This is a genomic window from Acidithrix sp. C25, assembly GCF_904848545.2.
This window is the reverse complement of the sequence record NZ_CAJHCI020000001.1, coordinates 992,618-1,009,264: the sequence shown is the minus strand read 5'-3', so window position 1 is coordinate 1,009,264 and position 16,647 is coordinate 992,618. Positions and strand designations below refer to the sequence as shown.

At 51.3% G+C, this 16,647-nt stretch carries 13 protein-coding genes; 4 read left to right on the top strand and 9 right to left on the bottom strand.

Annotated elements, in window-relative coordinates; translation table 11 throughout:
- Positions 1–148 precede the first annotated feature (148 nt).
- The gene (locus tag ACIDITHRIX25_RS90975; RefSeq protein WP_283770398.1) at positions 149–277 is read left to right on the top strand and encodes a hypothetical protein; all 129 of its coding nucleotides are present in this window, start codon (positions 149–151) and stop codon (positions 275–277) included.
- A gap of 118 nt (positions 278–395) precedes the next feature.
- Entirely contained in the window at positions 396–872 is a 477-nt protein-coding gene (locus tag ACIDITHRIX25_RS90970; RefSeq protein ID WP_201732661.1) for a transposase, read from the top strand.
- A 185-nt stretch (positions 873–1,057) separates the two neighbouring features.
- On the opposite strand, the gene ACIDITHRIX25_RS90965 is transcribed toward ACIDITHRIX25_RS90970, so the two are convergent.
- The 4 genes from ACIDITHRIX25_RS90965 to tkt form a co-directional block, all read right to left on the bottom strand.
- Positions 1,058–2,467 carry a sugar porter family MFS transporter gene (locus ACIDITHRIX25_RS90965; protein ID WP_201732660.1) on the bottom strand — a complete coding sequence of 470 codons (1,410 nt, stop codon included), beginning with the start codon at positions 2,465–2,467 and terminating at the stop codon, positions 1,058–1,060.
- A 202-nt stretch (positions 2,468–2,669) separates the two neighbouring features.
- Positions 2,670–3,719, bottom strand: coding sequence for a class I fructose-bisphosphate aldolase (locus ACIDITHRIX25_RS90960; protein WP_052607062.1), 1,050 nt, complete (start codon positions 3,717–3,719; stop codon positions 2,670–2,672).
- Between the two features lie 132 nt (positions 3,720–3,851).
- Entirely contained in the window at positions 3,852–6,683 is a 2,832-nt protein-coding gene (locus ACIDITHRIX25_RS90955) for a bifunctional transaldolase/phosoglucose isomerase (protein ID WP_201732659.1), read from the bottom strand.
- Positions 6,680–8,776: a transketolase gene (gene tkt, locus ACIDITHRIX25_RS90950; RefSeq protein WP_201732658.1), complete on the bottom strand. Its 2,097-nt coding sequence runs from the start codon at positions 8,774–8,776 to the stop codon at positions 6,680–6,682. Before tkt ends, ACIDITHRIX25_RS90955 begins: the two co-directional genes overlap by 4 nt.
- A gap of 145 nt (positions 8,777–8,921) precedes the next feature.
- Here tkt and rpiA point away from each other — a divergent pair, with 145 nt between their 5' ends.
- Complete coding sequence (rpiA, locus tag ACIDITHRIX25_RS90945) at positions 8,922–9,593, top strand: ribose 5-phosphate isomerase A (protein ID WP_201732657.1); 672 nt, start codon at positions 8,922–8,924, stop codon at positions 9,591–9,593.
- A 59-nt stretch (positions 9,594–9,652) separates the two neighbouring features.
- Here the strand turns inward: rpiA and ACIDITHRIX25_RS90940 are convergent, their stop codons facing one another.
- The 3 genes from ACIDITHRIX25_RS90940 to ACIDITHRIX25_RS90930 form a co-directional block, all read right to left on the bottom strand.
- Positions 9,653–10,351: an HAD family hydrolase gene (locus ACIDITHRIX25_RS90940; RefSeq protein WP_200891323.1), complete on the bottom strand. Its 699-nt coding sequence runs from the start codon at positions 10,349–10,351 to the stop codon at positions 9,653–9,655.
- Between the two features lies 1 nt (position 10,352).
- A complete protein-coding gene (gnd, locus tag ACIDITHRIX25_RS90935) occupies positions 10,353–11,369 on the bottom strand; it encodes a phosphogluconate dehydrogenase (NAD(+)-dependent, decarboxylating) (protein WP_201732957.1) in 1,017 nt (338 codons plus the stop codon).
- Between the two features lie 310 nt (positions 11,370–11,679).
- Positions 11,680–11,991, bottom strand: a complete 312-nt coding sequence (locus ACIDITHRIX25_RS90930) for a hypothetical protein (protein ID WP_213333408.1) — start codon at positions 11,989–11,991, stop codon at positions 11,680–11,682.
- Positions 11,992–13,351: 1,360 nt separating this feature from the next.
- Between ACIDITHRIX25_RS90930 and ACIDITHRIX25_RS90925 the strand changes: the two genes are divergently transcribed.
- The gene (locus ACIDITHRIX25_RS90925) at positions 13,352–13,675 is read left to right on the top strand and encodes a hypothetical protein (protein WP_201732655.1); all 324 of its coding nucleotides are present in this window, start codon (positions 13,352–13,354) and stop codon (positions 13,673–13,675) included.
- 301 nt (positions 13,676–13,976) lie between these two features.
- Here ACIDITHRIX25_RS90925 and ACIDITHRIX25_RS90920 read toward each other — a convergent pair whose 3' ends face one another.
- Positions 13,977–15,746 carry an RND family efflux transporter gene (locus ACIDITHRIX25_RS90920; protein WP_201732654.1) on the bottom strand — a complete coding sequence of 590 codons (1,770 nt, stop codon included), beginning with the start codon at positions 15,744–15,746 and terminating at the stop codon, positions 13,977–13,979.
- Entirely contained in the window at positions 15,739–16,602 is an 864-nt protein-coding gene (locus ACIDITHRIX25_RS90915; protein WP_201732653.1) for a hypothetical protein, read from the bottom strand. The genes ACIDITHRIX25_RS90920 and ACIDITHRIX25_RS90915 overlap by 8 nt, the downstream gene beginning before the upstream one ends.
- Positions 16,603–16,647: the final 45 nt, after the last annotated feature.

The following is a 16,647-nucleotide window of genomic DNA, read 5'->3' as shown; positions in this document are numbered from 1 at the left end:
ATTGTGGTGACCACCATCACTGGAATTGACTATTTTTCAATCTTTCGACCACTGAATATCAAGACTTGCGACCAGGTGAATTTCTTAGGTAAGACTCGGTTTTTGAGCCATCAATAACGATGGCTTAGAAACCAGGAGAAACCAGGAAATGATAAGGAAAAAATGGGAGATTGATTTGAAAGTAATCAGAGATATTCTTCGTTTGGCTAACGAAGATCGTTATACCTTTCGTGAAATCGGGACATCGCTGTCGATTTCACACCAGAGAAGTATCTAAACATCTAAACGCAATTGTCAAATGCGGTCTAAGTATCGCTCAAGGCCTTGAACTTAGCGATCAAGAGCTGAAGGAGATCTAATACCCAAAGGCATCAGGACCAGTTTCTAAGGAGAAGGTGACCCCTGACTTCGATGGACTGATCAAAGAGATGGCCAAACACCCATCTCTCACACGCAAAGTGCTTTGGGATGAATACAAAGAGCAATTTGGCGATCAAAGTTACAGTTACTCACAGTTTTGTGTTCTGATGCGTTCGCTCAAGGTGGTCAACTCTCTAACTATGCATCTTGAACATCTACCTGGTTACAAGTTGTTCGTTGACTTTGGCGGAGATAGGGTTCCAATCTATAGCTCCATGACATCTGAGAAGGTAACTTTTGAAGCCTCAATCTTCGTAGGTGTATTGGCCTATTCTGGCGTGTGTTACGCCTATGTTGCTGGCAACACTTTGGTGAGGTTCAGGCTGATACCGTCATTGACTCAAGTCACGGCGCCGATCGGGATGGTGACCTATTTATTGGAGACTCTTTGGATGCAAGACCCATTTTGGACCACTAAATGGAGACCGCCATTTGCTTCAAATAATGTTTAAAACCTATAGCTTGATCTCTGTCGACTCACCATGGAGCGATGATGACCGTTTTGTAAACCAACCATTGCCCCTCGACGCGAGAGATGCAAAACCGACCATACCTGTGTGGAAAGGTTGTGAATCAAACTATCGAGGACCAAAGTTCAGCTTGAGTCGTTACCGATCGACATAACACTGTAGTTTAGTTATCTTTCTCCCCCCACCTTGGAACTCTCACCTCCAAAGAGATCTCGTTCTATCTCCTGTAGGCTGCGATTCTTGGTCTCTGGCACTTTTCGTTGGAAATACACAAGTGCGACAATGGTCAAAAAGCCAAAGAGGAAGAACGTTCCCGATCCGTGAATGGCATTTAGCAGTGTTAGGAAGGAAATCGTAACAACAAAGTTCGCACCCCAGTTGGCAATCGTGGCAACGCTCATGGCTCGACCTCTGATACCAACCGGATAGATTTCGCTAATTAGTAACCAGAAGGTAGGCCCAAGGCCAACTGCAAAGGATCCAGTGTAGAGGAGTAAAGCGATAATAGCTATAATTGCCGTCGCACCTGTGAGGTGATTCCCACCTACGACAAATGCTAATGCAAGCACAACCAAGGAGATAGCCATACCACTTGTTCCTACCAACAGTAGGGGTCGACGACCAACTCGATCGATCAATCGAATAGCAACGATAGTCATTGCGACGTTTATCACCCCGTTTGCTACGTTAGCAAGCAGTGATGCAGAATTACCCAGTCCCGCACCGTGAAGGAGGGTAGGGGCATAGTAGATGATGGTATTGATACCAGTCACCTGTTGAAAGACCGCTAGAAGAATCCCAACGGTTAATGCCCCGCGAACTTTAGGATTCAAGAGATCTCTGGCATGGGTCTTCTTTTGGCTGAGCTCTCGTACCTCAGTAATCTCGGCTTCAATCTCACCGCTGGCTCGTACTCGCTTTAGTACAGCTCGAGCTTCGTCTTCTCGACCTTGTGCGATCAACCAGTGAGGGCTCTCCGCTTGAAAGAGCATGCCGACAAATAGGGCAGCAGCGGGGATGGTGGCAAGGCCAAACATGAGCCGCCAGTTCTGAGTGTAGGAGAGTCCATAGTCAACTAGATAGGCGCTGAGAATACCAGAGGTGATTGCCAACTGGTTGAAGCTGACAAGGGCGCCACGAAGGTTAGGCGGAGCCGCCTCACCAATGTAGAGCGGAACGACCATTGAAGCTGAACCTACAGCAACACCAATCACAAAGCGCATAATGATCAGAACTAGCAAACTGGGTGAGAACCCAGCGCCAAGGACTCCGACCATAAAGAGTACCGTTGTTATAAGAACAGTTCGCCGCCGCCCGATAGTATCGGCAAGCTTGCCCGCAAAAAATGCCCCAACCATCGCTCCAACAAGGAGGAGGCTTGTTACTAGTTCCTTGTCGAGAGATGATATTCTCCCAAAATCGACGTGCAAAAAGAGCAATGCACCTGATACAACTCCGGTGTCATATCCAAAAAGGAGTCCACCAAGTGCAGTAATGGCAGCAGCCCAAAAGACATGGCGGCGTATCGTTTGGGTAGTTATCTCAGAAGTGACTCTTGCAGATGGGTTAGTTTTCATGACGGCTTCCTCTCAAGTTCTGACAGAGGATAAAAGGCGCTAAAGATTCGTCCAAGGCGCCAAGAGTTGGAGTGTTATTGCGCTCTGGAATCAGAGTGCGACTGGTGGCGGTGGAGGCAAAATCCACTGAGGAAGACCGCCTTTGTCTAAAGCTACTGAATCGGGTCGGATCAATAGTTACGGATACGACGGTATCCATAGTCTAGGCCACCGTGATTGAGGGGTCGAGAAAGACGTCTTGGACTGCATTGAGGAGCTCAATGCCATCAGACAAAGGTCTCTCAAATGACTTACGACCGACAATGAGCCCGACTCCTCCAGCACGCTTATTGATGATCGCTGTGCGCACGGCTCCGGCTAGGTCGTTGGGTCCGTCCGATCCGCCTCCGGAGTTGATGAGTCCGATCCTACCCAAATAGCAGTTGGCCACTTGCCATCGAGTGAGGTCGATGGGATGATCTGTGGTGAGCTCTGAGTAGACGATAGGGTCGGTTTTTCCGAAGTCCACCGCGTAATAGCCTCCATTGCATGTGGCCTGTTTTTGTTTGATAATGTCGGCTTGGATGGTCACGCCCAGGTAGTTGGCCTGTCCGGTTAGGTCCGCTGAGGTCTCGTAGTTTATTCCGTCATGTTCGAAGGCATCATTTCGTAGGTAGCACCACAGTACGGTAAACAATCCCAGTCGATGAGCTTCGGCGAAGGCCGCACTCACCTCGACCAACTGACGGTCGGCGTCTTCGGAGCCGAAGTAGATGGTCGCCCCTACACCTACCGCTCCGAGATCGAAGGCCTGTTGCACAGAGGCGAAGAAGATTTGGCGAGTGTGGTTTGGATAGGTAAGTAGCTCGTTATGGTTGAGCTTGACGATGAAAGGTATTCGATGGGCATAATGTCGAGCGACCATGCCAAGCACACCCAAGGTAGAGGCTATGGCATTACACCCGCCTTCGACCGCTAATTCACAAATATTTGAGGGGTCTAAATAAGCTGGGTTTCGAGCGAAGCTAGCGGCGCCAGAATGTTCAACCCCCTGATCAACTGGCAGTATCGATAGATAACCTGTGCCACCAAGCCGACCATGATTGTACATGTGCGCCAAGTTGCGCAAGACAACTATAGAGCGGTCGCTCTGTGCCATGATTCGGTCAATGTAGTTCGGACCTGGCAGCGTGAGGGATTTTTTGGAAATCCCCTTGCATGTGTGACCGAGCAGGGAATTAGCTTCATCCCCTAGTAGCTGTTGAATATCCATTTTAGTTCCTTGGTCTTTGTGGTAGTGAGAATGCTGGCCTGTTCGGAAAATCTGTCCATTGCCTCAATACTTGTACGAATTGGAGATCCACCATCGGGTGTCAAGCGATGGTGGATCAAAAAGATAAGGGATTTATTGATTTAGGGAGATCGTCCTGAGTGCTTCGCCTAGCCCGTCACGAAGCTGTTCCAGCCCGCGGGTCACTTCAGGGCCAAGATGGACCCGCAAAACCCGCCGCTCACGCGTGGCCAATACATCGAGGTCACTTCTGGCCTCGGCCTCCTTTGCAACCCCGAAGCTATAGCGATGGCCAGGAACAACCAAACCTACGGCGTCATCGCAGGTGATCTGAAGGAAAACTCCGGTATTGGGTCCACCCTTGTAGGCCTGGCCTGTCGAGTGTTGGAAGCGGGGTCCAAACTCGCCACATGTAGCCACAAAGAGGATATCTCGCACCATCGTCCTCATTTGCGTTAGGATAGCCTGGTGAGCAGGTGACATCTGTACATAGGCGAGCAGCGCTACATAGTCACCAGCGCCAGCGCGGCTTATATGTGCCTTTAGATAGGAGACGAGATCCAGATTTCCTTTGACAGTGGAATTTAGCTCAGCACCGTTTCTGTCGTCGGCATAGAGCGTCACCCCTTGGCCATCCCATAACTGCGACAGTACGGGTAGGCAACCTTCTGTGTCGTAGTTGTCTGTCAACTGACGAGCGAGCACCTTGGCCTCTTCGACGTCAGGCTGGTCGAAGGGATTTATGCCGATTATCGAACCAGCTACCGCGGTAGCAAACTCCCAACGGAAGAACTCACCTCCCAGACTGTAGGGGTCGGACACCTCGATGCGCAGGACGGGATGGCCAGCCTTTGTGAGTGCCGAAACCTTCTTTGCTTGCTCAGGATCGTCGTCGCCGGCGAGTGTTATATAACAAAAAAGACGATCGGAGCCATAGACCAAGGGCTTGCCGAGTGGTTCTTGGTCGATCGGCACAACGCCTTTGCCTTGCTTTCCAGTGGATTCGGCCAAAAGTTGTTCAAGCCAGGCGCCAAGATGAGCAATTCCAGGAGATAGGACTAGGGTGACCTTGTCGAAACCGGCATTTACGCAGGTGCCTATCACTGCGCCCAGTGCCAATCCGGGGTTGTCGCGGACTGGCATCGATGGAGAACATGCATGTGCCATTATCTCCGCCGAGGCGAACAGGCGCCCAACATCTAGCCCGCAGGCCGCGCTTGGCACCATGCCAAAGTCCGACAAAGCTGAGTATCGACCGCCAATTGAAGGCACGCCGAAGAATATCCTACGGTAGCCATCCCTCTTTGCCACGGCCTCCAAAGGAGAGCCTGGATCAGTGATAGCCACAAAGTGTGAGCCGGCTTTCTCGATGCCCACAGCTTCGATCATGCGCCCATAGAAGTAGGCAGCAAAGATGTTAGGCTCCAATGTGGTGCCTGATTTGGAGGATACGATAAAGAGGCTATGGGCTAAGTCGATGCTTTCCTCCATTGCCTTGATTTGTTCGGGGTCGGTGGAATCGAGAACGTGGAGCTTGGGAAATCCTTTTAGTGGGGCAAAAGTGTGTGCCAGGACGTCTGGGCATAGGCTCGATCCACCCATGCCCAGCACTACTGCGTCGGTGAATTTCGCTTTGTGGATCTCTGTGGCCAACGCTTCAAAACGATGGGTATGTGCAGCTTGGTCACGTGCTATGCCTAACCAACCTAGCCAAGCGTCTTCGCCGTGGCCAGTCCAAACCGTTGAATCATGAGCCCAGAGCCGGGCCACCTTCCCTTTTGCTCGCCACTCATCGATCGTCGCGTCCACTTGATTGGCTATATCGATCGGCAAAGAAAGGTGGAGATTCCAGTTATTTCTTTCGCTTTTATCTGCGAGAGCCTCTTCCACCGAGGACAAGAGCTGACGAAAGGCGACCGAGAACTTTTCTACCCCCTCTTTGAGCAGCTGATCGAGCACCTCTGAGAGCTCTACCCCTTGGCCGCTCAAGCTATCCAAGAGAGCCTGAGCCTCCTTTAAGTTTTCTTCTAACGTAGAAGCTACCGTGCCGTGAGCGGTAAAAGTCTCATAGGTCGCCGGCGGTACCGTGTCGATTGTGTCGGGGCCAATAAGCGATTCGACATAAAGTAGTTCGGGTAGTGAGGGGTCTTTGGTGCTAGTGGAAGCCCAAAGCAGTCGCTGTGTTTGGGCTCCGGATCGCTTTAGGAGATCCCAGCGCTTCCCGGCAAATAGTCGCTGAGAGCAAGCGTAAATAACCTTGGCATTAGCGATGGCTACCTTGCCGGAAAGGGAATGGTCGAGACGGTTCTCAAGTGCGGAGTCTAAACGGCTGACAAAGATACTGGCAACTGAAGCAATAGTGCTAATGCCACCGCCTGCGGCTAGGCGATCCTCGAGGCCCGCTAGATAGGCCAGGGCCGCCTCTTCATAGGCGCCACGGCCGAATAACAGAGTCACATTGACATTGATGCCGGCGCCAATCAGCTGCTGAATAGCTGGGATTCCCTCCAAGGTACCGGGAACCTTTACCATAAGATTAGGCCTGTCGATCGTACCCCACAATCGCTTTGCTTCAGCGACTGTAGCGGCGGTGTCGTGGGCCAACTCGGGGGAGACCTCCATGCTCACGTACCCGTCGGTGCCGCCGCTTTCTTCGTAAACCGGGCGAAATATGTCGGCTGCATTACGGATGTCGTCGACTGCCAGAAGCTCATAGGCCGACTTGGCATCCATAGGCCCCGAGCGGCGCAACTGAGCAATTTGCTCGCTATAGTCCCCAGAGCCAGCGATGGCTTCATCAAAGATTGAGGGATTCGAGGTCATGCCCCGTAGTCCGTCTTGTTGCACCATGCGCTCTAGGTCTCCTGAGACAAAGAGGGAACGACGAATACCGTCGTACCAGATGCTTTGGCCGAGCTTGAGTGCTTGACTGATTGGTTCTTTCATCTGTTTTTCCTTTGATTTTGAAGTTGAGTTTGAAGTTGCTGACGAATCGTATCTGCCACCTTTTCAGGGGTGAAGCCGAACTTGTTCTGAAGGTCTTTCAATGGAGCTGAAGCTCCGAAGGTGTGCATACCGACTACTGCGCCATCGATGCCCACATAGCGGTGCCAACCAAAGGTGAATGCCTCTTCAACTGCTACCCTTGCAAGGATCTCCGGAGGAAGAACCGAATCTCGGTAGGTGGCTGGCTGGCGGTCAAAGAGCTCGCAACTGGGCATACTTACTACTCGAACTGCGATCCCTTGCGAGCTTAGCTCCTCATAGGCCGCGATTGCTAACGAGACCTCGCTGCCAGTGGCAATGACGATAGCCGCGGGTGGCCCTGTAATGGGGTCTGCTAGCACGTAGGCGCCTCTGGCAACCCCTTTTGCAGAGCCATATCTAGAGCGGTCAAGGGTTGAAACCGCTTGGCGTGTGAGGACCAAGGCAACCGGGTTGTGTTGTAGCTCCATAATGACTCGCCAAGCCTCGGCTACCTCATTCGCATCCGCTGGGCGGAGCACGATGAGGCCCGGTATGGCCCTCAACGAGGCTAGCTGCTCTATCGGCTGATGGGTGGGGCCGTCTTGGCCCATACCTATCGAGTCGTGGGTGAAGATATGGATGACAGGTATTTCCATAAGTGCCGATAGACGGATCGCGCCTCGAGCGTAGTCGGAAAAGACTAGAAATGTGGACCAGTAGGGCCGTACCTTCGAGAGCGAGAGCCCACTTGATATAGCTGCCGCACCGTGTTCACGGATCCCGAAATGGAGGTTCCGGCCGTTGTGGTCGGCTGCCTCGAAGTCCCCGGCGCCCGCGAAGGTAAGGTGGGTCAGAGTTGACGGAGTCAAGTCGGCCGATCCTCCAAGGAGCCAGGGCACTCGAGGGGCGATAGAATTGAGAACCTCCCCTGATGATTCACGGGTAGCCATTCCTTTGGGGTCAGAGTTGAAGGTAGGAATGTCGACGTCCCAATGTAGTGGAAGTTCGCGATGCTGCATAGCCAAGATCTCGGCTGCTAGGGTTGGATGTTTACGTTCGTAGTCGGCGAACAACGAGATCCATGCCGCCCGTAGCTCGCCACCTCGAGCTCCGATCCCCTTTGCGAAGTGCTCATAAACACCCTCGGGAATCAAAAACTTGGCATTTTCGGGCCAGCCATAGCTATGTTTGGCCTTTTTAGCCTCCTCTGCACCTAATGGCGCTCCGTGGGCTGCACTTGTATCTTGAACGTCAGGAGCACCAAAGCCGATGTGGCTGTCGACTATTATGAGGGTGGGCCGTTGCGTTTCATCACGGAATACTTGAAAGGCCTTGGCCAACATAGAAAGGTCATTTGCATCGCTCACCTTGGTGACGTTCCAGCCATAACCCAAAAAGAGACTGCTCACGTCCTCGCTGAATGCGAGCGCTGTAGGGCCTTCGATGGTAACTTTATTATTGTCGTAGATCCAGCAGAGATTGGAAAGTCCCAGGTGGCCTGCGAGCGACGCGGCCTCGTCGGAGATACCTTCCATCATATCGCCGTCGCCCATGAGTGAATAGACCTTATAGTCGAACAGATTGAAGCCGGGTTTGTTGTATCGACTGGCCAACCAGGCCGAGGAGATGGCCATGCCTACCGAGTTCGCTACTCCCTGACCGAGTGGTCCTGTCGTGGTTTCCACCCCGGACGTCCAGCGATACTCTGGGTGGCCAGGACAGCGCGATCCCAACTCACGGAAGGTCTTGATATCCTCAAGGGTGACCGATGCATGGCCCAAGGTCTCATAAGCAGGGTTGACCGCTTTTACTCCGGCTAGGTGCAAGAGCGAGTAGAGGAGCATCGAGGCGTGACCCGCTGAGAGTACGAAACGGTCCCGGTTTGGCCAGAGTGGATCGGCGGGATCGAAATTCAATTCGTACTGCCAGAGTTGGTAGCCGACAGGCGCCATCCCCATAGGAGTTCCGGGGTGACCGGAATTTGCCTGCTCTACGGCATCGATGGCGAGAGTCCGGATGGTGTTGATGCTGATTGTGTCGAGATCACCTGATGGTCGAAGTGTTGTCGTCATAGTTGTCCTTTCGTAGGAATTGAGTTATGCTTTTCAAAAAACTGCTGCGTCGAGAAGGTCGCAACCCCGGTAAATCTCCAGGAGGGATGGATCTTTTGGGCCACCAACTTCTGGACGATAGATCCTCATAAGGTGAGAAAATAATTTGACGAAATCTGAAGCGGAAATTCTCCATATCGAAACTGAAAAACGCCTCGCTGCTGAGGCAGCAGCTGAACTGGTAGAGGAGGGCATGACCGTGGGTCTCGGTACCGGATCGACGGTTGCATATCTGCTCCCGGCCCTTGCTCGCCGTAAGCTGGAGATCTCTTGTGTGGCAACTTCGTTGGCCACCTTTGACGTAGCGCGGGAAATGGGGCTGAGGGTTCAGCCTTTTACCGGTATCGACCATCTTGACATCGCAATCGACGGAGCCGACCAAGTGGACCCCGTAGGTTGGCTCGTCAAGGGCGGAGGTGGAGCTCATACCAGGGAGAAGATCGTCGCTGGCGCATCGCAGCGATATGTGGTGATCGTCTCTTCGAACAAGCTGGTGGATACTCTGGCGGTCCCCATCCCTCTCGAACTGCTGGCCTTTGGCATCGACGCTACTCGTTGTCAATTGGGCGACGTCCGTCTCACCGACGCACCAATAAGTCCCGACGGGGGTGTTTTGGCTGGTTATTTTGGACCACTTGGCGACCCAGCCAAGTTGGCATGTCGGCTTTCGGCGACGCCAGGCGTGGTCAGCCATGGCCTGTTTCCACCTACTATGGTGAGCGATATCCTCGTTGGTCATGGCAATCAGGTCAACTGGCGCCATGTCGATGGTCAATAGTACCGGGCTAAATCCGCGCTGGGGGACAGGCTCAATCAGGGTTGTTTGCAAGAGAGCCATCACAGACCCGGAAATCCGTTCTCAAGGGATGAAAGGACGTAAACGCCGCCGGCAGCTTGGAGTTCATCGGTCGAATAGTGGCCACTTGCTACCCCTACCGATATAGCACCTGTTGCGTTGGTCGCGGTCATGTCGTGAGGGGTGTCTCCCACAACATAGACCTGTTCCAGAGCGAGCTTGCCGTGGAGACGGCCGGCTTTTTCGATGGCAAGGCCAGTCAACTCAGTCCGGTCAGGTGAGTCCGAGCCGTAGGCCCCAAAGACAAAGAATCGATTGAGATTGGCAGGTATTAGCTTTGTGCGGGCCGCACCCTCCATGGCCCCAGAGACCAGACCAAGTCCTACTCCTGCCTCCAAAAGGCTTAGAATAAGCTTCTTGGCACCTGGCAGCACCCTATAACCTTGGGAGACCCCGATGTCATCGGCTAGATGCAGCAAATACTGTGCGTAAAGTCGGCCCAATTCGTCGGCGTTAGGATCACGGTGAAGAATTGCACGGAAAGTGGCTATTGCCACTTGCGGGTCTGTCTCACCTGCGGAGCTGTGCTCTCCGATGTCGGCTGGAATGCCATAAAGCTTATCGAAGGCGGCACTCCAGCTTCGCGCTCCTGATCCGCCGGTGTGAACGAGGGTCTCGTCGATGTCGAACAGTACAACTGCCGGCTTGGCGTGGGGAGTCATCTTTGTGATTGCTGACATATCATCCCTTCTTCTCATCGTGGCCGCCGAAGCCTTTACGCATTGCGGAAAGTACCTTGTTGGCGAAGTCATCAAGATCACGTGAGGCGAAACGAGAGTAGAGGGCGGTCGTGAGCACCGGATAAGGAACTCCCTCTTCGATGGCGGCGAGGGAAGTCCACCGCCCTTCGCCAGAATCCGATACTCGCCCAGCGTAGCCGGCTAGGTCGGGTGAGTTGAAAAGGGCAGTCGCGGTCAGATCCAATAGCCAGGACTCGATGACGCTTCCGCGACGCCATACTTCTGCGACAGCTGTGGCGTCGATGTCGAACTGGTAGAATTGTGGTTGCTCCATAGGGGTGGTCTCGGCGTCAGACTCGGATTTTCGTTTTCCAGCATTCGCATTCACCAAGATATTGAATCCTTCAGCAAATGCCGCCATCATTCCGTATTCAATGCCGTTGTGTACCATCTTCACAAAGTGGCCGGCACCGTTGGAACCGCAGTGCAGGAATCCATGCTCTTCCGTGTCGGCCTTACCTTTGCGACCCGGAGTTCGGGGCGCTGAATCAATTCCCGGGGCGATGGTGGAAAAGATAGGTTCGAGGTGTTCAACAATCTTGCTTTCGCCACCAATCATGAGACAGTAGCCTCTGTCGATCCCCCAAACGCCACCACTCGTCCCGCAATCTACTAAGTGAATGCCCTTTTCGGAGAGCGATGTTGCGCGGGCCATATCGTCGCGATAGTAGGAGTTGCCGCCATCGATTATCATGTCTCCCGGTTCCATCGAAGAAGCTACTTCCTCAATTACTTTGCCAGTTACATCTCCAGATGGAACCATTACCCAGAGGGCACGGGGTTTGGAGAGCTTTGTTACCAAATCTGCCACAGAACTGGATCCGGTTGCTCCTTCCTTCTCCAGTGTTTTTATGGCGTCAAGATTCATGTCAAAGACGACACATCTATGACCATCTCTCCTAAGACGGCGAACGATGTTTTCACCCATCCTCCCGAGTCCGACTACACCTATTTGCATTGGGTTATTTGTTGTCATTATCTGAATTCCTTTGATTACTTTTTGTAAATTGCCATACGTGTGCCATTGTCGGTTGGTGGACCTCATGTCCTGGGTTATCGTCTCCATGATTGGGGAGGTACCGAATCCGCAAATCGCCGAATCCGCAAATTGCTGAAAGCTTTGGAGAAGGTCATTTGTCAGGGTAGGGAAAAGTTGTCTGGTCTGATTCATCAACCGATTGAGAGGCCGCCAGCGCTACTCAATCACGATATCCACATTTGAAAATTCATTTGAAAATATCGCATAGTTGCCGATTGATAAGAGATTTCTAAAATAGGCGGTTGTAAGACTGTAGGGATTTTGCGAAGTTTGCGACAAAGGGAATATCCATTTTCACGTCCCTGTGGTTTTTATCCTCTTCGCTATTGGTCAAGATTGCAACTCTCACCTTTGGACCAAGGCCGCTACTTGTTAGTAGTTGGTTCGGATCACTATGTCGACTGCCACCTAGAAATTCGAAATGGAGTTGCTGTATGAATACCACTGCGACGTCGATGGTTGTCGCGATCAGTCCCTTGGCGCTATGAGCAAGCGATGCTTTAGATGAAAGTGTACAATTCTCCACTCCAAGGCGAAGCATCAGCTAGGTCTGGGGTTTGAATCGTTCATCCCGGGTAAAGTTGCTCATCCAATTGCGGCGACGACAAGTGGTGCAGCGTTTCATTACAACGCCTGGGATAAGGCGATACAGGCGACCCGCGACTACAAGGACGCAGTGGGAGTGGGCGGTTTTTTCTTGGAGAAATCTCGAGCAATGCTATAGACGACTAAGTCGTCTCGCGAGTTCGCGGGAATCTTACTTATTTGATTTGTGTCCCCAAGTTGGGACCACCTTTTCGGTGCATTTAATTTAGAGGTCGATGGTGAGGAAATTTGGCTGAATCTGGACTCGCTCGCTCACCTATCCAGTGGTGGGCACATCCCCGTCTGTGTAAAAAACGTGGAGCAGTTTGGTTTGAGATCGGGCCAGGAGGTTGGATGGCGGCGGTGGCTGCTACCGTGAATGATTGCAATTGAGAATGAGTTCTAGATGAACCAACCTCTAACTTCGTACAGTCACATTTTTGCACCGCTTTGAGGTATTTGGTGTATAGGTTTTTTCGGTCAATGATGGTTTGCTGATTTAGTGATACCGTATTCAATACTACTCCTTAGTTCTAGACATCTCTAAGGAAAAATACTCGGGATTAGCAACGCCGAGGTTTGGAACAACGATGTAATAGAGCGAGCTTTAGTGGCTTAGCCGGAAGTGATGACACCTGATGCTAACACCGATGGAAACGTAAAACAATAGCAGGACCGAAGTTCAGCTAGTCTATTTTTGAAAACCGGACCTTATTTAGGGTTAGTACGCTTGTGCAACTTAGGTTCGGTTCTGATTATTATTGTCGAGCCCACAAACGATGAGTGTGAGTGCCTGGCAATCATTAAAAGTCAAGTTGAGTTCGTAACTTCCTCCCAAATCTCATGGACATATCCCCTCCTTTGTCGATCGTCATGAATGCAATAGGTCGTAAATCCCATAAAAGCTGATAGCAATTAGAGTGCAGCGTTATATGTATATCATCGACTTAGGCCGTGCCGTATGGCCGTTTGGAAGGAGGTGTAAAACTGCCATGTGGTTTTTTAGCAACTTGCGTTAGCCAAAGCGGCCCTAAAGACGTAAGTGGCTGTCAACGGCCATTTAAAAATGCATGAATATGGCCATTTGGCATGAATGAATATGGCCACGAAAATTGCATACAGGATGACCGCCTAGCGTGACGGCCCACTCTCGGGTCCCCAGGACCCGAGAGTGGGCACGCAAAGGCGGTCTGGCTATCACTTTTTGAGAAAAAAGAAGAATGAAGGCCCTTATCTTGGGGCATTATGGATTTATCCAGTTCCTAATGCCGAGAAAGGGCCCAAAGTGAAGGATAGCAAAGAATCCATGGAAATTATTGAGGCTTACGATCTTTTTAGATCGTATAACGGAGCAGCGCAGTTCGTTGGCTGTTCTCCTAATACCCCTAAAGAAGTATGTTCAAGCACGAAATGCCGGACAACTGATACGACAGGGTCAATATGAGAGGCGTCCTAAGGCCACCGATAAGTACGCTGGCGTAATTGAGGAAGCCGTTGACAAGTCTAAGGCTAAAGTCCGGGCTAAGGCGATCCATGTCAGGCTGGTGGCGCTAGGTTATAACGGTTCAATTCGAAGCACTAGAAGAGCTGTAGCTACAGCCAAGGTCGCCTGGAGGAAAGCCAACGAAAGCTACTCCTAACTCCTAAATGGTTAGGTTTTACAAGCAATCCAATTCAACAATTCCAGATCTACGCCAGCGGCAAATGTCAGTTATCGAAGTGGACTTCGACCCAAGAGAATTCAAGAATCTAAAACCGGCGATATCTCGATCTGTTTAAATGCAATACCAAAAAAAAGGGGGGGGATGGGTCAAAATATCTTGCTCATAGTGGGTCAAAAATATCTTGCTGACAACACGTGCTAAAAGATTGTATGAGTAGCTCAAAAACAGAACGATATAAGCTCAAGATAAAGATCGAGCGCTGCCAGATCAAAACTTCCTAACCTGCACTATTACGAGCGGCCTTAGCTCCCCCTAGACCACGTCCCCCTAGACCACGTCCCCCTAGAGCACGTCCCCCTAGAGCACGACCTCCGCCTAGGGCCCTTAGGGCGCCAAAACGGGTCGTTAGCGTACTCGTCGCTGGAATGGCTAGCGAGTTGTTTGCAAGTACCACCGGTTCGCCAGGGGTCAGCCCTGAGAGTATTTGCGTATAGATACTCCCAACTACTCCGATCTCGACGGTCACATTCTTGACCGAAGAGCCCTTCAGTACCTTCACATAGTGCAACAAACCATTGGTGGTAACTGCGGAGGTTGGGACTGTGAGCACATGGGCAGCTGAGGCTAGATCCATCGTGATACTAGCTTGACCACCAGATAGATGGTTTAAATTATTTGCCGCAAATGTAATAGTGACCGGATATGTGGTGGCTGAAGCGGAGGTGTTAGCTGCACCGATAGCAGTGACGGTACCAGCAACTGGGACCATCGTCATGTCGGGTGTAACTGTCGCCTTTGATCCAAGATGGATCATGGGTAACTGGCTTGGAGAAGCCGAAAAGGTGGCGGTGTAGTCATTACTACCTCCAATTATGACGAATTCACTTGATGATGAGGCTGCCCTTACAGAGCTATCGATACCGACACCAATAGATGCAACAGTACCCGCGATTGGTGAGGTCAGAGTAGCAAGGCTCAATTGTGCCGTTGCGTCAGCCACGTTCGCTTGAGCAAGAGAAACTTTAGCCTCATCAACAGCAACTTGCGTTGGCGTTGCTGGATTAGACGAGAAAGATTGTCCTCTATTATTCGTATTCGACTGACCTTGATTGGAGGTAGCGGCCTTGGGGACCGTAGAGGCTGATATCGCTTTTGTCAATTGAGATGTTAGAGATGTTACTTGACTAAGGTCATTGCCAGCGCTGCTTAGAGCGCTGGCACACGTCGTTGGAGAGGTCGCTGAAGAGCTCGACGATTGACCACCCATTAGTGGCTGGTTTTTCGTAGCAATTGTAGTAGTAGTAGTAGAGGAGGTGGTCGGAACTGGGGAACGGCGATGACCATGGCGATGAAAAGTAACGGTTGCCGGCGTGGTAGTGCTAGTAGTGGTTGTGGCTGCGGAAGGGCTAAGAACAGTAGTCGAAGTGGAGCTAGCTGCGGTGGTTGATGTCGAACTATTGCAGAGGGAGCTCACCAGAGATAGAGCAAGCGATAAATTACTCTCAGCTATATTCAGGGTATTTTGAGGCTGCAAAACTGGACTAGGACCAGTTGAAATCACAGTAGTAGAGGTGGTGGTGGTGGTGGTCGTAGTATTTTGGCTCGCAATATCGTTGGCTAACTTCAATTGAGCTAAAGCAAGAGAAGAATTAGCTGCCTGTAGCGTCGCATTCAAAGAGGATGAATCCAAAGTTGCAAGAGTCTGTCCTGCTTGTACGCTTTGACCAACGGTGACAGACACACTCGCTACTGTTCCAGCCACCGCAAAGTCAATGGTGCTCAAGCTAGATGGAGAAATAGTTCCGCTACTTGCAAGAAGCTGCTGAGCTGTTCCGACGTTAGCATAGGAAATTCGATATGAAGCCTTTGTGCCACGGCTGTAGCTATAGGCATAGACCGCCCCACCACCCACCACCAAGGTAGCTATGACTCGAAATGGTGTAGCCCATGAAGGAAATCGCTTGCGCTTTTTTTGGCTCTGAAGGTCGAAGTCAAATGCTTCCAGGTTCTGTTGTCTCTGCAAAGCACCGAAGTTTGAATCAACCAACGTTTCCTCCAGGGGCTCCGCCACCAAATCCAAAACGCCCAGTTGCTACACAACCGTTTGCCGCAGGTGCAGATATCAAAATTCGAGTAGCTGCGACGGCTCCAATTGAATTCATGGTTCCTACCGCTCTGGCGCATTGGCCAACTACTAAATCAGAAGTAGTAGCAGTAGTCAATTGGGTATAGGTCGTCGATGAAGTTAACGTAACAGCTATTGAAGTAGTCGCTCCCGTCTTGCGGTTAACTCGATTCACCTCGACAATACCATTCGATATCGATGTGACTAATCCAGATGCCGTTGCAAAGTTCGCTCGACCGGGGAATCCTTTTGTGGATGAGGAACCGTTAGACAAGGTAGCGGATGCGGAACCTCTTCGAGATGCTCTTTTTAATCCGCCAAAACCTCCTGCTGGCGTACATTTACCATTTGTAGGTTGCGAAATTGCCACTGTCCTTGCGCTAACTGGCCGGCCGATTAAAGTTGAGGACGATGTACTAGACGAGGTAGGCTTTCCAATCGCACTAATACACACGCCTTGAACCACTTGGGAGGCTGTCGCTGCAATTGTCTTTGTGAGAACAGTCGAAGGCGATAGCGTTACCGTAGTCTGGCCAGTAGTTGGATTTTGAACCTCGAGGAGACTTGCGTTTACGGATGCAATAGTTCCATAGGTACCTGGAAGTCCGCGACGTGTGCCACTTGAGGTTGTACTGGCCGACGTACCATTAGATTTTGTTACCGACGCTGCTTTTCCAACATGGGTGGTCGGCGTGGAAAGGGCGGTATTTGCTGAACCACATGCAGCAAGAAGGGAGCCAGCAAGGACTAAGGCGGCGGAAACTTTAAAGATCTTCACTCATCATCTCCTTATTTAATATTTCTATTTATTTGTATCATTTGA